Raw genomic sequence first — 16,318 nt, forward strand, 5'->3', positions numbered from 1 at the left:
AAGGCTTACTAGCTATGCTATGCTTTTGCTGGAAGTTCTTTTTAGATGAAGTGGGGGAATAAAATGGCAAAAAAGAAGCTTATTTTAGATTTAGATACGGGAATTGATGATGCGTTGGCTATTGCCTACGCAGTTGCTAGTGAGGAGGCCGACTTAATTGGTGTTACCAGTACGTATGGCAACGTTGTGACTAAGCAAGCGGCGGCCAATAGTTTACGTATTTTAGATTTATTGGGTCAATCCAACGTACCAGTTTACCTGGGGCTACCACACTCATCAACTAGTAATCATTTTGACGTTATGGCGGTTTCCCAAGACATTCACGGGGTTAACGGGATTGGTGAGGTGGAACTAGAAAAGTCGCAACGCCAGCCAGAAAACGAATCGGCCGTTGATTTTATGATTCGCTCGGCAAAAACTTACGGGGCCGATTTAACAATTATTCCGACTGGACCAATGACGAATTTAGCGGCGGCAATTGCCAAAGCACCTGAACTAACCGCGCTAGTTGGGAAGGTTACGTTTATGGGTGGTGCCTTGACCGTTCCAGGGAATGTTACTGAAGTAGGTGAGGCAAATATTAATCAAGATCCCACCGCTGCAGATGCGGTTCTACGCAGTTCAACCAGCTTAACAATGGTCGGCTTGGATGTCACCTTGAGAACGTTATTAACCCGTAAAGAGACTAAATTATGGCGCTCATTAGGAACTAAATCTGGGCGGGCCTTTGCCGATATTGTCGACTATTACATTGCCGCCTACGCCCGATTGAGTGCCAATTTAAAGGGTTGCGCGTTACATGATCCATTAGCAGTTGGTGTAGCGTTAGATCCTGATTTGGTCCAAACAATTGATTTAAATATGAAGGTTGAAACTGAGGCGCCCTTTGCGGCCCGGACGGTTGGGGATGTGGATCGATTGAATGAGCCCACTAACGTAAAAGTCGCTGTCAATGTTGCCGCAGAACGCTTCTTACAGCGTTTTATGCAACGGTTGACCTGGTTATTTGCACAACATTAATTAATAAATTGAGGAGCGATAAAATTGACACAAGATGAATTGAAAAAAATGGTTGGTGAAAAGGCCGCAACATACGTTGAAGATGGTATGGTTGTTGGACTTGGGACTGGTAGCACCGTCAAATTTATGGTAGACGCCCTAGGCAAGAGAGTTGCAGAAGAAGGACTAAAAATTACTGGTGTTCCGACCTCGGATCGAACAGCGGCCCAAGGTCGGCAACTTAATATTCCAATTAAAAATGTTGATGAAGTTGATCATATTGATTTAACAATTGACGGCGCCGATCAAATTGACAAAAATTTTCAAGGCATTAAGGGCGGTGGCGCGGCTCATTTATTTGAAAAAATTGTAGCTATTAATTCTAAACGTAATATTTGGATTGTTGATGAATCCAAAATGGCCACTAAATTGGGTAGTTTCCCACTACCGCTAGAAGTTATTCCTTACGGTAGTCAGCAGCTTTATAAACGACTGGCCGCTAAGCAGTTAAACCCGAATTTTCGAAAGCAGGCTAACGGTGATTTAGTCCAAACTGATTCTAAAAATTATATAATTGATTTAAAATTAGGTACAATTGATGATCCATTTGGTTTAGCTGATTATTTAAACCGGCAAGTGGGGGTTGTTGAGCATGGTTTGTTTTTAAATGTTGTTAACACAGTTATTGTTGGCTATGGCTATGGCGATGGGCCAAAGGTACTTGAAGCACCAGAAAGAGTTACTTACCAACAAACAAAGGAGCATTAGGCATGCCAACCAAGATTATTCTAGATTGTGATCCTGGGCATGACGATGCCATTGCGTTAATGTTGGCTGTTGCTTCACCAAAGATTGACCTATTGGCAGTTACATCATCCGCCGGTAATCAGACACCAGACAAAACTTTGAATAACGTTTTACGTTTATTGACGTTAATGAAACAACAGCAAGTTCCCGTGGCCGCCGGTAATCAAACACCGCTACTACAAGATTTACAAATTGCGGATGATATTCACGGAAAGACGGGCCTAGATGGCGCAACATTACCAGAGCCAGATTTTGCACCGCAACCTGTTCCCGCAGTAGAATTAATTGCGCAAACGTTACGCCAAAGTGATGTTCCAGTGACTCTGGTTGTGACTGGTCCGATGACCAACGCTGCGTTATTTTTGGCTGTTCATCCAGAGTTAAAATCAAAAATTAAACGGATTGTTTTTATGGGTGGGGCCATGGGAATGGGTAATTGGACTCCCACAGTAGAATTCAACATGTTTGTTGATCCTGAGGCCGCTAAGCTGGTGATAAATTCTGGTGTACCTTTAACCATGGCCGGCCTAAACGTTACTCATCAAGCACAAATCTTACAGAAGGACGTAGAGACAATGCGGCAAATTAATAACCCAGTTGCACAGGCGGTCACGGGGTTATTAGATTTCTATCGTATTTATTATAGCCAGCCAAAGTGGAAATTTGAAGGAACGCCCGTTCATGATCCCTGTACAATTGCATGGTTAATTGATCCGACAATGTTTGAAAGTGCTTACCGCAACGTCGATGTTGAGACTAAGGGTGATCTAACCCGTGGTGAGACATTAGTTGACTATTATCATTTGACTAATAAGCCAGAAAATACGGATGTTTTATTGAAAATTAACCGGGAAAAATTTGTTGCCTTGCTTGTTGAAGCACTTAAAACTTTTAGTTGAATTTAAATTTTTAATATGAAAAGAAGCGTTTAGTATGAGAATTTCATTGAATCAGCTCGCCGATTTAAAGGAAATCATTCAAAAGGATGATCAGACACGGCCGGCAACCTTGTTGTTTTTCATCAGTAATAAAAAGCTAAATCAGCCAACCACTCTGGGATTTGGTGCGACTGCGGATACCAGTAAAGTAAGTGAGCAACAGTATGTGGTTGAATATCGGAGCAAATATTTAAGGGCAACCCTACAGGGCCAAACTAGTTTGAAAACATTTACGAGTTCAAGAAAGGCCCTACTCGCTTTACGTGATTTTGAATTTAGTCAAACGTTTACCTTACAGCAGGCACTTAATTCAAATGAAGGTGACCTGGTTTTATTGGATGATGCTACTAAACAAGAATTATGAGATTTTGGTAATTTTTAAATGGCATTAAAATTATAAAATAGCTAGAAATATCTAATTGTTTGTGTTATATTATAGTAACCATTTATTTATCTTCCTCTAACATAACCTGTTTGAGTATGATATTGATGTAAAAGATAACTTCCTCAGCTTTTACATCAAACTTCCGAAAAAGAACCTGTGAATTTTGTGCAGGTTCTTTTTTGTTATTTAAAATAGATTGACAACGCTTACAGCGTATGCTAATATTTCTTCGTAAGGTATTTCATCATTACCTTTAAATCAATTCTCTTTCTCTCTTATGCCAACCACTGTTCCGCAGACAGTGGTTCTTTTTTTGCCTAATAAAGTAAAAACCCGTATAATAAACCGGCAGGAGATGATTTTAATGCAGGTAATCAACTTAGATTTGATACAAGAAATTATGCAAAATGACGGTAGTACGTACCTTGATATCTCCAATATGACTATGAATGGGCGTGCAGAATTGGCGGCTATTCGAGGCTATATCAAAGAAGTACGAATTATTCAACTAAACATTCCGCACTCAACAGCATTAGCAACTTATGAAAAGTACGTAAATGAACATTTTACAATACCGCCCGAAAAATTCACTGAATGGATACCGTGGTTACCTAATGATGAGGCTAGCAAGGCGGCCTACCAGACAGTTATCAGCGAGAATCATGTTGGCTAGTGAGTGCTTGAAAGAGTGTTCAGGTTCTATTTTGCCGTAGCAGATTATTATTGATTCCACTGGTGTTTGAACTCGGGGATTTAGTGCAAGGCTAACAAGGTGAAATTTGTCAGTTTGAAATGTTGCTTTTTAGGAGATATTGTTACTAATTTGGTGATGAAAAATACAGGTTAATTAAAGCCTCCTGAGTTTATCCAAGTGTAGGGACGTAAATTAATTCAGCATTTTTATTGGCTAAACTATACTTTTGGCATAACGTTTTTAATAATAAAATGAAAGAAAAATGGTTTTTTATTAAAAAATGGTTTACAAGAATGTGGCTAATATGGTATAAATAATGTGTTGAGTTTTTAGAGAAACTCGTAATTGTCCAGTAGTTCAGCGGTAGAATACCGGTCTGTTAAACCGTAGGTCGTTGGTTCGAACCCAACCTGGACAGTTAAATAACTTTATTGATAATGTTATTTATTCAACAGAGTAGTATAATCATGGTATTATGTAAAACTTTAAAAAAGGGCTTTACAATTTACTTATGATTATGGTATAAATAATATACAAGTTATATTTATTGTCCAGTAGTTCAGCGGTAGAATACCGGTCTGTTAAACCGTAGGTCGTTGGTTCGAACCCAACCTGGACAGTCTTTAGAGCATCCGCTATGCGGATGCTCTTTTTTGCGGTTTGTTAAGGTGTTTTGAAAACAATTTTGCTAGTATTTCATGATTAAATGGGCTTAAGTATTTAAGTAACCTCTACGACACTTGCCAATTTAAATAAATGCTGGCACCACCTAAATTAGTGTTATAAATTATGCTAAAATAGGATTTGTTGATTTAAATGAGAATTAGCTAAGCTGAGGCCTGATTTATTTGCCTTAATTCTAATTTTATTTAGCTGATTTTAACTTGTCTGGAGGGACGATGTTGAAAAAGTATCATTTTTTGCGCTTAAATTTAGGTTGGCGAATTTTAATTGGTCTTATTTTAGGACTAATTGTTGGCGCAATTTTTTACCAGAACAAGGTTGCAGTGGCCATTTTACAACCAATTGGGACGATCTTTATTAATTTAATTAAAATGATTGTTTTACCAATTGTTATCTCTTGTTTGGTTGTTGGAATTGCAAAAATGGGGGATATCAAGAAGCTTGGCCGTGTTGGTGGGAAGACTATCATCTATTTTGAACTAATGACAACTATCGCAATCGCTTTAGGCTTGTTGGTTGGTAATTTAACTAAACCGGGGGATTCAATCAATATTAATACCTTGAGCAAGGTATCCATTAGTCAATATACAACTGCGGCTAAATCTGCTGGGCATCAGGGCTTAGGCACAATATTTATGAATATTGTACCGACTAATTTTTTTCAAGCACTGGGCAACGGGGACATGATACCAGTGATTTTCTTCACTGTAATGTTTGGCTTAGGAATTGCTGCAATTGGCAAAAAAGGGACCTTACTGATTGACTTTTTTGATGCTGTTTCCGAAGTGATGTTCAAAATGACCAACTGGATTATGCAGCTAGCGCCAATTGGTGTTTTTGCTTTGATCGGTGTCACGATTGCTCAGTTTGGACTCAGTGCTTTAAAGCCACTGGCGCTATTTTTACTGATTACTTACGCCACAATGATTATTTTTGTTGTTGTGGTGATGGGGCTTGTGGGAAGATTATGGCACATTAATATTTTTGATTTACTACGGGTAATTAAAGATGAGGTTATACTGGCATTTTCTACGGCTAGTTCAGAAGCGGCGTTACCAAAAATTATTGAGAAAATGCAAAAATATGGTGTCAGTCAAGGAATTGTCGGCTTTGTTGTACCAACTGGTTATACATTTAACCTTGATGGTTCGGCGATTTATCAGTCCTTAGCCGCTTTATTTCTGGCACAGGCTTACCATATTCACTTAAGCATCGGCCAACAGATTACACTTTTAGTCGTACTCATGATCACCTCTAAAGGAATGGCCGGCGTTCCTGGTGCGTCTTTTGTTGTCTTATTAGCGACAATTTCAACGATTGGTGTACCTGCAGAAGGACTTGCCTTTATTGCGGGAATTGATCGGTTAGTCGATATGGGAAGAACGGCTGTTAACGTCGTTGGTAATTCTTTGGCAGCGATGATTGTTGCTAAATCGGAACATGAATTTGATGAAGCTCAGAGCCAAGAATACCTAAGCCATTTTAAAACGTTCCCTAAAACGACTAAAGTGAGCTAAACATCTGAATTTGAATTAGTTTCGGTGTAAACTAGAGCGTGTTCTCAAGTTAGGTTATGTTTGGAAAATACATTTATTAGTATTTATCTGACTGATTTAGTGTAAGCGTGCTTGAAAAGTTAACTATGGGATTTGGGTTGAAATAATTAAACTGAGCTCTTTTTAATGATTGAGGAAGTGGTAAAAGTGCAATATTTTACGGCGGATACACATTTCTTTCATGAACAATTGTTGGGAAATAATGATTTTGCACCGCGGCCATTTAAAAATGTTACGGCGATGAATCAAGCAATTATTACCGCTTGGAATGCGCGAGTGAGTGATAAGGATGTTGTTTATCATTTAGGGGATATTGCCATGCACCCCAGCAATTATCCAGGAAATGATGAAGTGTTTGAAATTCTAAAGCAATTGAACGGTCAGATTATTTTCATCAAAGGGAATCATGATAATCGGGATTTATTTAAGTTCTTGGCTAAACATAATTGGGACGTTTTTCCGGACAAACCTAAATTCAGGTTTCATGATGTAGGGGTCTTAATTAAGATGAACCATTTTCAGTTCTTTATGACTCATTACCCGATGATGATGGGAATTGTAAAGCAGACAATGAATTTGCATGGTCATATTCACCATTCAAGTGTTCCAATTGCAGAAGATATCAATGTTGGCATTGATACACCAGAGACTGTTTTTTTGAAAAATTCACCACCATTTGGGACGCCCTTTTCGGAAGCAGAATTATTTGAGATGTATTCTGGAAAGAAAGCTTACTTGATTAAAAATAAACCCGTTAATAAATATAATTAGATATTGATTAAATCACACATTGATTTTTAATAATTCCTTCGGTACAATTAAAGCCTAATTAGGGGCAATTAAAGGAGTATCAATTATGGAGGAAAATAATAAATCTTTAGCAGATTTTCGTAATTTTATATTAGCGGCATCATTACCGACTGAGCGGGAGACAGTCAATAACTTATTACTTTTGGCATTGCACAAATACCGGAAGCAACAGATGTCAACGGCTTATCTGGAATATAGTTTATTTCCGCAGCTATTACCACTACTACAGGCCGATCAGGTGAATCCAGTGCGAGGTGTTTTAGAACGTTACGGCCAGACAGTTGATTAGGGTTTGATGGCAGTTGCTTTAGGCTGACTTGACGTTCACTGATTTTATCTTTAAGGTAAAATTATAGTAAAGGAAGGAAGGCTCCTTATGGCTGAGATCATTGATTTTTTTCACACGAATGATATGCATTCGCATTTTGAGACCTGGCCACGTATTCGGCGTTATTTAAAGCAGCAACAGGACGGCTTTCGTGCAAAAGGTGATACTGTTTATACAGTGGATATTGGCGATGCCATGGACCGGATGCACCCGTTAACTGAGGCAACTAACGGCCAAATTAATACACAATTACTTAATCAGGTTGATTATGACGCAGTTACAGTTGGTAACAACGAAGGAATAGGCAATTCTAAGCGACAATTAGAACAACTGTACGAAAAGGCTAATTTCCCCGTAGTTTTGGCAAACTTAAAAGATAAAAAGACGCAACAACAACCAAAGTGGGCTCAGCCATATTTAATTAAGGTTACAAATGAAGGGACCCGCGTTGCGTTTATCGGAATGACGGCGCCTTACATTTCAACTTATCGACCTAATGGCTGGGACCCAGAATTAATTCAGAATGCAATGCCTAAGATACTCGCCGATTTAGCAGGTAAATATGATGTTTTAGTTTTGCTATCTCACCTTGGTATAACGATGGACAAACGAATTGCGGCCAAGTATCCTGAATTTGACGTTATTATGGGTGGCCATACGCACCATTTATTGCCAACCGGACTGTTAATCGGAAAGACAATGGTGGCTGCCGCCGGACGTTTTGGTGATCATGTCGGTCACGTGCAATTGACCCTTAATCAAGATCATCAAGTTCAACAAAGCGTGGCTAGTGTGGTGACAACAACAAAATTACCTGTCGAAGCTGCTGATGAGGCTGAAATTACGGGTTATTTAACAGCTGGCCATGAACAGTTGGCCAGCCAAGTTATTACCCAATTACCCCATGCCTTGACGAGTAAGCCAATTGGGCATTCGACTTTAATGGACGTAAGTTTAGCGGCGGTTGCTAGAGCGGCCAAAACGGAAGTTGCATTACTTAACACAGGGGTGTTTCTAGGTGATTTTGCTGCGGGTCCGGTAACTGCAGATGATTTACATACCGTATTACCTCACGCGATGCATTTACTGCGGGTTACTTTACGCGGAACTGACGTCTGGCGTCTAATTATGGAAATTGAAAAGAACCGTCAATTTTTGCAACATTATCAATTGCACGGTCTCGGGTTTCGCGGTAAGATTTTTGGCGATATGGTGTATAAGGGAATTACGGTAAATTTGTTAAGCCGAACGGTCTATTGGCTAGGAAAACCGCTTGATCCAGAGGCCACGTACACCTTGGCCGGAATGGACACCTACCTTTACTTTCAATTTTTCCCAACGATAAGTATTGTTGGTGATAGTGAAGTTCTGTTTCCAGGTGTACTACGTAACGCCGTTGCAAGTTATCTCAAAGATGGAAAGGAGGAAGGTAAATGAGTACGACGAAGAGTGCCACACCAGATAAGGCAACCGAGGAAAAAAGTACCGGGATTGATTTGGCCACCGAAATTTCACAAATTGCTAGTAGCGATCCAGACGAGGTTAAGCTTGACCGTGTTTTAATGGAAACAGATACTATGATGACAATTGACGGGCATCCCTATGAATTAGTGACCAATTACCATGACGGTTTTGATAAAGAAAAATTGGGTGAACGATTTAGCGATATTTTAACTAAATATGATTATGTCGTTGGCGACTGGGGCTATGAACAACTGCGGCTCAAGGGCTTTTACAGCCCAACTAATCGCCGTGCACGGCGAGATCAATTAATTACAACTTTAGAGGATTATTTATTTGAGTACTGTAATTTTGGTTGTGCTTATTTTGTCCTCCATCAAGTTAATCCACCAAAGCAACCGACAGCACCGCGGCGAAAGCGATCACGACGGCCGCGAAAGGCACAAATTAATGAACGTCAAGTTAGTGTTAAGCCAATCAAAAAAGGTGCCAAGGCTGAAAAGTCGCCGCGCAAACGGCACTTTACGATTCGTGAAAAAAGTAAGCGAAAGACAGGAGAAAATTAGCAGATGCAAAAGAAGTACAAGGCCTATTTTATTGATCTTGATGGGACACTTTATCGTGGCAAGGAGAAAATTCCTGCTGCTTCCCGGTTTATTGCACGTTTACAGGCACAAAACATTCCTTTTTTAGTGTTAACGAATAATACAACACAAACGCCTGAAGTTGTTGCTGCTAATTTAACGAAGAATTACGATATGCAGATTAAGCCTGAGAATGTGTTTACTGCTGGTTTAGCAACTGCTGCTTATATTCGGTCGTTAAATCTTGGCAACCGAGTTTACGCAATTGGTGAACTCGGTTTAAAACAAGCCATTTTAAATCAGGGTTTTCAGTTTGATGATCTTAATCCTGATTACGTTGTTGTTGGTTTGGATTGGGATGTTACGTACCGAAAATTTGAAAAGGCAACTTTGGCAATTCAAAAAGGGGCTAAATTTATCGGAACTAATGCGGATACGAATCTACCTAATGAACGTGGGCTAGTTCCTGGTGCTGGTTCTGTGATTGCTTTTGTTGAGCGATCTACCCAGCAAAAGGCGACTTACGTTGGTAAACCACAGCCAATTATGCTAGAGGCGGCGTTAAAACAGTTTGGTTTGCGCCAGGAAGAAGCCGTGATGGTGGGGGATAACTATAATACGGACATCTTAGCAGGAATTAATACTGGCGTGGATACACTGTTAGTTTACACTGGTTATTCCAAACCCGCTGATATTGAAAAGGTTATTGTGAAGCCGACGTACGAGATTCAAAGTTTAGACGAATGGGACGTTTAATGCTTTGGCGTGCCGGGCGCTTTCTAAATTGGCTAGGTCTATTTTTGTGGTTATTAAGCTTGACCATTATTCTGACCTTTGGTTCAACTTGGCTTTACCGACTTGACATTCATTATTTTGAAATCTTAAAGGGTGTCCCAATGACTACGGCAACATTGATGAAGAACTACCACCAGATGTTGAGTTACGTTACGCTACCATGGGTTCAGAATCTACACATGACGGATTTTGAAAGTTCCTTTGCGGGAACGTTACACTTTACGGATGTTCGCCATTTGGTGTTTATTGATTATGCAGTTTTTTTGGTGACTAGTGTGACGAGTTGGTTGTTTTTACGCTTTTTACACCGTAAACGACAACTATGGCAATTGATTCGGCCATTTCAATTTATGATGGGAATTCCGTTTGTTGTTCTATTTTTACTGGCAATGAACTTTCAGACTTTTTTTACTGATTTTCATAAATTGCTTTTTCGGAATAGTGATTGGTTATTTGATCCCAACACGGACCCAATCATTTTGGTTTTACCAGAAGGCTTTTTTATGCACTGTTTTATATTGGCTATTATTTTACTAGAAGTATTTTTGCTAATTGGTGTTTTAGTTGGAAAAAGGGCGTTGAAAAAGAGTCCAGATAAGATGGGTTCTTAAAAATTCAATGGTTAATTGACTAGTAAATTCCTAGGATTAAACTAAAGATTTACGGTTTAATTTTGATTTAAAATTGTTGGTGGTAATGGTTCAAGTAACTGTTTGGATCAAGTTAGAAAATTGATATTTTGAGTTAGTGTACCGTAAAATTAATTCATAAATTTAAACAAATACGTTTACACTAAATTAGTTAGGTAAGTACTAGTAAGGGTCTTTTCCAAAAACAATCGAGGTTTATAGATGGAAATTAATGAATTCACCAACCGTGCCCGCAAAATTCGTACGGCTTATCATGAATTAGAGGTCAAGCAAGATGGGCGGCCATGGACGACTGAACAGGATGCCTTGGCATTTCTCACTGATGCTGGGCTCGTTGGGCGTCTAGTTATGGCACAGCAAGGTAGTTGGCCCGCAGCACAATCAGAATTTTCACTGGACTACAAAATTGCGGAATCAATTTGGTGGTTGAGTTCTCTGGCCGATGCCAACGATATTGATATGACCACTGCACTAGAGAGCTTTTTACGGTCACGGGAACAGCATTTAAAGTAATTAAAGAAAAAGTATTAAAGAATGATTTATTGATAGTGGAGTGAACTAACAAGTTTTCTTTCCTACAGCAAACATTAAAAAAAGGGACCTCGGCAAAATTTCTGTCGTAGTCCCTCTTGGTTTTAAATAGTTTAACGGTTACTGTGTAAATAGATGTTTTAAAACTATTTTAATAATGGTTCTGCGGCGTAGCAGTTACTAATTTTTAACGGAAGATAGCTTGAATGTTCACTGTTTTTAGTCAGTATCGAGGTTAGTTGCATGATGTTGACGTAAGAGTGTGATTAAAACGGGAATTAGTGAGATTGCTACAATGCCAACGACTACAATTGAAAAATGATCTTGGACAAAGGGCATATTTCCAAAGAAATGACCTGCCATCAGGCAAACGGTTACCCAGAGAAAACCACCAAGTACATTGAAATGGCTAAATTTTCGGTAATTCATGTGGCTACCGCCAGAAATGAAAGGAACAAAGGTGCGGACAATTGGCATAAATCGGGCAATAGCAATGGCCTTGCCGCCATGCCGATTGAAGAACTGTTCGGCCTGTGCCATTTTTTGTTTATCAATGAAACGATTAAACCAGCGATAATTGGTCGCCTTGGTTCCTAGTAGGCGGCCAATCTCGTAGTTAAGTGTATCACCGAGGACAGCGGCCGCAAAGAAAGTTACAAATAGAAACCAAATGTTTAAGTGATAGGCCGGATTTGCCGCTAAAGCACTGGCTGCAAAGAGCAGTGAATCACCAGGTAAGAAAGGTAAAATAACGACACCAGTTTCAACAAAGATAAGTAAAAAGAGTATTAAATACGACCAATTACCAAAACTGTTGACCAAAGTAACAAGGTGGGTATCAATGTTTAGTACAAAATCAATTAATTGGGGCATAGACGTCTCCTTTAGTTGGTTTTCTTATTTGTTTGAGTATACTGAAAAATGGTGAACTTAGCTAGTTTTAATTGTTAGTTTAAGTTAATTCTAATAATTAGACTGAAAATTTTAAAAAAAGATTGAATCCAAATAGAATTTTGGGTTCAATCTTTACGTTTTTAGCACCATTACTTATTAAAAATAAGTGGAATTCTTCATTATTAGCTGTGGGCGATTATTTTTTAGCGAATTAATTTTTAATAAATATCGTCTTCTTCTTCGGGATGTGCGTGTGCAAGGCGACTGGCAGCGGCTGCCGCAATGGCACCTACGATATCATCTAAAAAAGTATGAATTTTACCTGGTTGATGTGCGTTCAAGATGGCGAGAATTCCAGGTTTAACTTTATCAATATAGCCATAATTGGTAAAGCCGATTGAACCGTACACGTTAACAATTCCTAACGCCATAATCTCGTCAATACCATACAGGCCTTCATCTTCGGTTAAAATACTTTGAAGCGGTTCGTCAAGTTGGTGCTTCTCAGTTAAAACGTCAAGTTGAATACCCGTGATAATTACATTTTGAACTTCACGCTTACGTAAAACGATCTCAACGCTGTTTTCACACTCGGTCTCCTGTAAGTCTTTAATGTAGTCCTTTTGTAAAAATAGGACTAACTTTGCAATGTCACTAACTTCGACACCGCGTTTGTGAAGATCAGCAACTGCGATGTCGTGTAATTTTTCTTGATTTGGGGTCATTAGTTTGATAACTTCCTTTAGCGATACTTAAGCAATTGAGGTGCTATGAAGTGGCTGCCGACGTTCGGGATAAAGTGCTACTGAAATATGGTTAACAGCAGTGGGTGCTTCGCCAAAACCAGAGGCGATTAACTTAACCTTACCAGGGTACGTAACGCTATCGCCCACACCGTAAATTCCAGGAATCTCGGTTTCAAGGTTCGTATCAACCTTAAGTGCGCGGTGCTCCAATGGTAATCCCCAATCGCGTAAGACGTGATTATCGGCCGTAAAGCCATAGTTAACTAATAGGTCATCAACTTCTAAAGTAAGTCGGTCTTCTGATTTTGCCTTTTTTAAATCAAGACTTAAACCGGCATTTTTTTCATTAACGGCATCAATTAGGTAAGGCGTTACGATTTTAACGGACGAGTTCTCCAGTCGTTTAACACTTGATTCTAAACCGCGAAAACGATCACGGCGGTGAATTAAATAAACTTGCTTAGCCGTCTTTTCTAATGTTAAGGCCCAATCGATCGCTGAATCACCACCACCGGCAATTGCAACTGTTTTACCAGCAAAGTCGGCGACGTTATGGACAAAATAGAAGACCTTTTCATCCTCCAGTGTTTGATCATAGTCAATTGCAAGTTTTCGTGGCGCAAATGAGCCACCACCGATGGCAACAATAACACTGCGCGATTTTGTTTGGCCCTTAGCAGTTGTAATTGTAAAGCCATCTTCATGTTTATCTATCGAAGTTACTTCTTCACCGCAGCGAATTGTTGGTTTAAAGTCGTCAAATTGAACAAGTTGCTTGTTCAGTTCGGTTACTAAATTTTTTCCTTGGATTTGGGGGAAACCAGCAACATCACGAATAATTTTTTCAGGATAAAGAGTTGTTACTTGACCACCAAGTTCAGGTAAACTCTCAATTAGTTGCGTATCCAGTTCCCGCATACCTGCGTAGAAAGCCGTAAACATACCAACGGGACCCCCGCCGATAACAGTTAAATCATAAATGTGTTCCGTTTTGCTCATGTATTTTTTCCTCCATTTAAACTAATATCATTAATAATGATAACTCTAGCATAAATTGATTAACCTGGGTAGATTGTTTCGGGGATTAAAAGTGTGGTGTGTAAAAAGATACCTGGATTCTAATTCTGTTATTAAGAATTATTGACTAAGTATCGGAAATTGTTTTTTAGCCTATTAGGATAAATTGGTCAAAAAATACTAAATGATAGCAATTTTTAAACGCAGCCTCATTTTACGATAAACGCTAGTATTTTCATTGGATTCTGGTATGATAATGTGAGTTAATTAATGACTTTAAAAATAAAAGCAGGGGGAAAATAATGACTTATCCACAATTAGATTTAGAAAATGTACAAGGACCTAAAGCAGTAATTACGACAACTTTAGGGGTGATTACGGTTCAGTTATTTCCAGAACAAGCACCTAAGACTGTTGAAAATTTTGTTGCCCTAGCTAATCAAGGCTATTACAATGGCATTATCTTTCACCGAGTGATTCCAGATTTTATGATTCAAGGTGGCGATCCAACAGGAACAGGTGCTGGTGGTGAAAGCTCGTTTGGCGGACCCTTTGCGGATGAATTCTCCCAGGAGCTTTTCAATCTCAATGGTGCCTTATCCATGGCCAATGCAGGGCCAAACACAAATGGTAGCCAATTTTTTATTGTGTCCAACGAAAATGTACCAGCACAAATGATTGAACAGTTGCAGGAGGCCAATTATCCTGAAGAAGTGATTGCAGTGTATAAGCAAGGCGGTACGCCCTGGCTTGATTTTCACCACACTGTATTCGGTCAGGTGATTTCTGGTATGCCAGTTGTGAAAAAGATCAGTCAGGCTGCGAGTGATGCACAGGATAAGCCTAATGAAGATGTTATTATGACAAGTGTCAAAATTGAGGAAGCCTAAGGAATAATTGGAAAGGCGAATCGATTTAGGTGTACTTTCTCTAGATTGAAATAGTAGAAAAAAAGAACGGTAGGTACGACAAAATTAGCAATTTGTCGCACCTACCGTCTTTTTATTGGGCTATTAAAATTGTGAAAGAAAGATTATCTTACTCTTTCTACTAAATTGGTTGGGAAAATACTAGTAAAAGTATGTCTCTGTGCTCGCAGCGTTCTTCTAGAAGCTGTGCGATTTTTTCTGAATGGGGAGCGGGGTTAAGCCGTTTTCGTTCTATAGTACTAATAAATAGGTGGTTAACAACAGGTTCAAATATTAGACTTATCTCTTCAAAATTTAGTTGGCACCGAGATAAATGTAGAAATTTTGCTACTGGCTCGAACAAATAAGTAGGATTTCTTTAGGGATTAATTTAAGCCAATGATTTTTTAAATTAATAATACATAGATCTAAAGTTTGAAACACTTTCAAAACCATTAGTTGCACTGATAAATTGGCTTCGCTATAATATAATCTTGAATGAGTTAAAAAAGGGGTGACTAAGATGACTTATAGAATTGGGGATGTTGTTACTGGTTATGTGACGGGAATTCAACCCTATGGCGCCTTTATAGCTTTGGATGACGAGGTTCAGGGTTTAATCCATATTTCTGAATGTCAGCATGGCTACGTTAAGGATATTAAATCACTTCTAGAAGTTGGCGACAAAGTTCAGGTTCAAGTTTTGGATATTGACGAGTTTACTCAAAAAATTAGTTTATCAATGCGTTCGCTGGAAAAGCACCGAGAGTTTTCTTCTAAATTTCGACGTAAGCACTATTGGACGAATCGTGATGATAAAATTGGATTTGCACCAATTGCGGCAAATTTATCAGGCTGGATTGCGGATGCGTTAAAAAATTTAGTAACAAAGTAAGAGGGAATAAAGATGCAAAAAATTGCGGGCACAATAATGGTATTTGATGGATCAGGAGCGCCGGAATTTTTAGTAACCAAAGATCGGCAGGATCAATTTAAATTGCTGCTAACCGATTTTAATGAACAAAAAACGCCACTTGCCAATATTTTGGAGGCACTAAAAATAAGGCTGAAGGTTGACGTTAGTGATTTACGTCTTAGTGAGTTAAGCAATGTCGAAGTCGATCAAAAGAAATTATCGTTATTTATTTTTGAATGGGGAAAAGTTTCAACTAAAACGATAGATCACTATTCGGCAGTCTTTCAGACGGAAGGTTATCAATTCAAGGCACCGCGAGAACTGCGCGAGTTGTTGAAGCGAATTGATATTCGGGGCGTTCCATATTTCAATAAAAAGGGTTAGAAGGGCAACATTTTTATAACTGAATAAATGTAAATTTATTCGGCAACTTAATTTTTTGAAATAAAATTACGATTTATCTTGACGCACTTTATGAATGTTGGTATAGTATTTGTTGTTGCCAATATAGTTTTTCTAGTTATACAATTAAGAAAAATTCTTGACAACAAATTAGATTCTTGCTAAACTATAAAAGTTGTCGCGTTAAGTAAACTTGAATATTGATTGAATAAA

At 38.8% G+C, this 16,318-nt stretch carries 19 protein-coding genes and 2 tRNA genes; 18 read left to right on the forward strand and 3 right to left on the reverse strand.

All coding sequences use genetic code 11. The features are described 5' to 3' along the window. The first annotated feature begins 63 nt into the window (after positions 1 to 63). The 15 genes from EKM98_RS07630 to EKM98_RS07700 all read left to right on the forward strand — a co-directional run bounded on the left by EKM98_RS07630 (position 64) and on the right by EKM98_RS07700 (position 11,204). A complete protein-coding gene (locus tag EKM98_RS07630) occupies positions 64 to 1,020 on the forward strand; it encodes a nucleoside hydrolase (protein WP_125981811.1) in 957 nt (318 codons plus the stop codon). Positions 1,021 to 1,044: 24 nt separating this feature from the next. Then, positions 1,045 to 1,767 carry a ribose-5-phosphate isomerase RpiA gene (gene rpiA, locus EKM98_RS07635; RefSeq protein ID WP_125981813.1) on the forward strand — a complete coding sequence of 241 codons (723 nt, stop codon included), beginning with the start codon at positions 1,045 to 1,047 and terminating at the stop codon, positions 1,765 to 1,767. A 2-nt stretch (positions 1,768 to 1,769) separates the two neighbouring features. Then, positions 1,770 to 2,705, forward strand: coding sequence for a pyrimidine-specific ribonucleoside hydrolase RihA (gene rihA / locus EKM98_RS07640; protein WP_125981815.1), 936 nt, complete (start codon positions 1,770 to 1,772; stop codon positions 2,703 to 2,705). 34 nt (positions 2,706 to 2,739) lie between these two features. Next, positions 2,740 to 3,108, forward strand: a complete 369-nt coding sequence (locus EKM98_RS07645) for a hypothetical protein (protein WP_125981817.1) — start codon at positions 2,740 to 2,742, stop codon at positions 3,106 to 3,108. Positions 3,109 to 3,493: 385 nt separating this feature from the next. After that, positions 3,494 to 3,802, forward strand: a complete 309-nt coding sequence (locus EKM98_RS07650; RefSeq protein WP_125981819.1) for a hypothetical protein — start codon at positions 3,494 to 3,496, stop codon at positions 3,800 to 3,802. Between the two features lie 367 nt (positions 3,803 to 4,169). Then, positions 4,170 to 4,241 (forward strand) — tRNA-Asn (locus EKM98_RS07655). 130 nt (positions 4,242 to 4,371) lie between these two features. Continuing rightward, positions 4,372 to 4,443, forward strand: a tRNA-Asn gene (locus tag EKM98_RS07660). Between the two features lie 282 nt (positions 4,444 to 4,725). Beyond that, positions 4,726 to 6,024 (forward strand): dicarboxylate/amino acid:cation symporter, encoded by a 1,299-nt coding sequence (locus EKM98_RS07665; RefSeq protein WP_125981850.1) that lies wholly within the window; start codon positions 4,726 to 4,728, stop codon positions 6,022 to 6,024. A 186-nt stretch (positions 6,025 to 6,210) separates the two neighbouring features. Continuing rightward, positions 6,211 to 6,834 (forward strand): metallophosphoesterase, encoded by a 624-nt coding sequence (locus tag EKM98_RS07670; protein ID WP_125981821.1) that lies wholly within the window; start codon positions 6,211 to 6,213, stop codon positions 6,832 to 6,834. Positions 6,835 to 6,919: 85 nt separating this feature from the next. Then, positions 6,920 to 7,162 (forward strand): hypothetical protein, encoded by a 243-nt coding sequence (locus EKM98_RS07675; protein ID WP_125981823.1) that lies wholly within the window; start codon positions 6,920 to 6,922, stop codon positions 7,160 to 7,162. An 87-nt stretch (positions 7,163 to 7,249) separates the two neighbouring features. Continuing rightward, the gene (locus EKM98_RS07680) at positions 7,250 to 8,638 is read left to right on the forward strand and encodes a bifunctional metallophosphatase/5'-nucleotidase (RefSeq protein WP_125981824.1); all 1,389 of its coding nucleotides are present in this window, start codon (positions 7,250 to 7,252) and stop codon (positions 8,636 to 8,638) included. After that, positions 8,635 to 9,228 carry a YutD family protein gene (locus EKM98_RS07685; protein ID WP_125981826.1) on the forward strand — a complete coding sequence of 198 codons (594 nt, stop codon included), beginning with the start codon at positions 8,635 to 8,637 and terminating at the stop codon, positions 9,226 to 9,228. The genes EKM98_RS07680 and EKM98_RS07685 overlap by 4 nt, the downstream gene beginning before the upstream one ends. Before the next feature lie 3 nt (positions 9,229 to 9,231). Then, positions 9,232 to 10,002, forward strand: a complete 771-nt coding sequence (locus EKM98_RS07690; RefSeq protein ID WP_125981828.1) for a TIGR01457 family HAD-type hydrolase — start codon at positions 9,232 to 9,234, stop codon at positions 10,000 to 10,002. Continuing rightward, on the forward strand, positions 9,990 to 10,652 hold the full coding sequence (locus EKM98_RS07695; protein ID WP_125981830.1) for a TIGR01906 family membrane protein: 663 nt from the start codon (positions 9,990 to 9,992) through the stop codon (positions 10,650 to 10,652). The genes EKM98_RS07690 and EKM98_RS07695 overlap by 13 nt, the downstream gene beginning before the upstream one ends. Positions 10,653 to 10,892: 240 nt before the next feature. Beyond that, complete coding sequence (locus tag EKM98_RS07700; RefSeq protein ID WP_125981832.1) at positions 10,893 to 11,204, forward strand: nucleoside triphosphate pyrophosphohydrolase family protein; 312 nt, start codon at positions 10,893 to 10,895, stop codon at positions 11,202 to 11,204. A 237-nt stretch (positions 11,205 to 11,441) separates the two neighbouring features. Here EKM98_RS07700 and EKM98_RS07705 read toward each other — a convergent pair whose 3' ends face one another. From EKM98_RS07705 to EKM98_RS07715, 3 genes are all read right to left on the reverse strand, one after another. Continuing rightward, the gene (locus tag EKM98_RS07705) at positions 11,442 to 12,095 is read right to left on the reverse strand and encodes a VTT domain-containing protein (RefSeq protein WP_125981834.1); all 654 of its coding nucleotides are present in this window, start codon (positions 12,093 to 12,095) and stop codon (positions 11,442 to 11,444) included. Positions 12,096 to 12,334: 239 nt separating this feature from the next. After that, entirely contained in the window at positions 12,335 to 12,841 is a 507-nt protein-coding gene (locus EKM98_RS07710; RefSeq protein WP_125981836.1) for a phosphatidylglycerophosphatase A family protein, read from the reverse strand. Positions 12,842 to 12,868: 27 nt separating this feature from the next. Next, positions 12,869 to 13,861: an NAD(P)/FAD-dependent oxidoreductase gene (locus EKM98_RS07715; protein ID WP_125981838.1), complete on the reverse strand. Its 993-nt coding sequence runs from the start codon at positions 13,859 to 13,861 to the stop codon at positions 12,869 to 12,871. 320 nt (positions 13,862 to 14,181) lie between these two features. On the opposite strand from EKM98_RS07715, the gene EKM98_RS07720 reads away from it, so the two are divergent. The 3 genes from EKM98_RS07720 to EKM98_RS07730 all read left to right on the forward strand — a co-directional run bounded on the left by EKM98_RS07720 (position 14,182) and on the right by EKM98_RS07730 (position 16,087). Beyond that, positions 14,182 to 14,769 (forward strand): peptidylprolyl isomerase, encoded by a 588-nt coding sequence (locus EKM98_RS07720; RefSeq protein WP_125981840.1) that lies wholly within the window; start codon positions 14,182 to 14,184, stop codon positions 14,767 to 14,769. A 541-nt stretch (positions 14,770 to 15,310) separates the two neighbouring features. Then, a complete protein-coding gene (locus tag EKM98_RS07725) occupies positions 15,311 to 15,682 on the forward strand; it encodes a CvfD/Ygs/GSP13 family RNA-binding post-transcriptional regulator (RefSeq protein WP_125981842.1) in 372 nt (123 codons plus the stop codon). Positions 15,683 to 15,694: 12 nt separating this feature from the next. Then, a complete protein-coding gene (locus EKM98_RS07730; protein WP_125981844.1) occupies positions 15,695 to 16,087 on the forward strand; it encodes a hypothetical protein in 393 nt (130 codons plus the stop codon). Positions 16,088 to 16,318: the final 231 nt, after the last annotated feature.

The sequence above is a fragment of the Loigolactobacillus iwatensis genome, from assembly GCF_003950295.1.
Classification (GTDB): domain Bacteria; phylum Bacillota; class Bacilli; order Lactobacillales; family Lactobacillaceae; genus Loigolactobacillus; species Loigolactobacillus iwatensis.

What these genes read in the sequence shown, in the direction of transcription:
- EKM98_RS07630 (WP_125981811.1), top strand. Translation starts at nt 64, where the DNA reads ATGGCAAAAAAGAAGCTTATTTTAGATTTAGATACGGGAATTGATGAT.
- rihA (WP_125981815.1), top strand. Translation starts at nt 1,770, where the DNA reads ATGCCAACCAAGATTATTCTAGATTGTGATCCTGGGCATGACGATGCC.
- EKM98_RS07645 (WP_125981817.1), top strand. Translation starts at nt 2,740, where the DNA reads ATGAGAATTTCATTGAATCAGCTCGCCGATTTAAAGGAAATCATTCAA.
- EKM98_RS07650 (WP_125981819.1), top strand. Translation starts at nt 3,494, where the DNA reads ATGCAGGTAATCAACTTAGATTTGATACAAGAAATTATGCAAAATGAC.
- EKM98_RS07675 (WP_125981823.1), top strand. Translation starts at nt 6,920, where the DNA reads ATGGAGGAAAATAATAAATCTTTAGCAGATTTTCGTAATTTTATATTA.
- EKM98_RS07680 (WP_125981824.1), top strand. Translation starts at nt 7,250, where the DNA reads ATGGCTGAGATCATTGATTTTTTTCACACGAATGATATGCATTCGCAT.
- EKM98_RS07685 (WP_125981826.1), top strand. Translation starts at nt 8,635, where the DNA reads ATGAGTACGACGAAGAGTGCCACACCAGATAAGGCAACCGAGGAAAAA.
- EKM98_RS07690 (WP_125981828.1), top strand. Translation starts at nt 9,232, where the DNA reads ATGCAAAAGAAGTACAAGGCCTATTTTATTGATCTTGATGGGACACTT.
- EKM98_RS07695 (WP_125981830.1), top strand. Translation starts at nt 9,990, where the DNA reads ATGGGACGTTTAATGCTTTGGCGTGCCGGGCGCTTTCTAAATTGGCTA.
- EKM98_RS07700 (WP_125981832.1), top strand. Translation starts at nt 10,893, where the DNA reads ATGGAAATTAATGAATTCACCAACCGTGCCCGCAAAATTCGTACGGCT.
- EKM98_RS07705 (WP_125981834.1), bottom strand. Translation starts at nt 12,095, where the DNA reads ATGCCCCAATTAATTGATTTTGTACTAAACATTGATACCCACCTTGTT.
- EKM98_RS07710 (WP_125981836.1), bottom strand. Translation starts at nt 12,841, where the DNA reads ATGACCCCAAATCAAGAAAAATTACACGACATCGCAGTTGCTGATCTT.
- EKM98_RS07715 (WP_125981838.1), bottom strand. Translation starts at nt 13,861, where the DNA reads ATGAGCAAAACGGAACACATTTATGATTTAACTGTTATCGGCGGGGGT.
- EKM98_RS07720 (WP_125981840.1), top strand. Translation starts at nt 14,182, where the DNA reads ATGACTTATCCACAATTAGATTTAGAAAATGTACAAGGACCTAAAGCA.
- EKM98_RS07725 (WP_125981842.1), top strand. Translation starts at nt 15,311, where the DNA reads ATGACTTATAGAATTGGGGATGTTGTTACTGGTTATGTGACGGGAATT.
- EKM98_RS07730 (WP_125981844.1), top strand. Translation starts at nt 15,695, where the DNA reads ATGCAAAAAATTGCGGGCACAATAATGGTATTTGATGGATCAGGAGCG.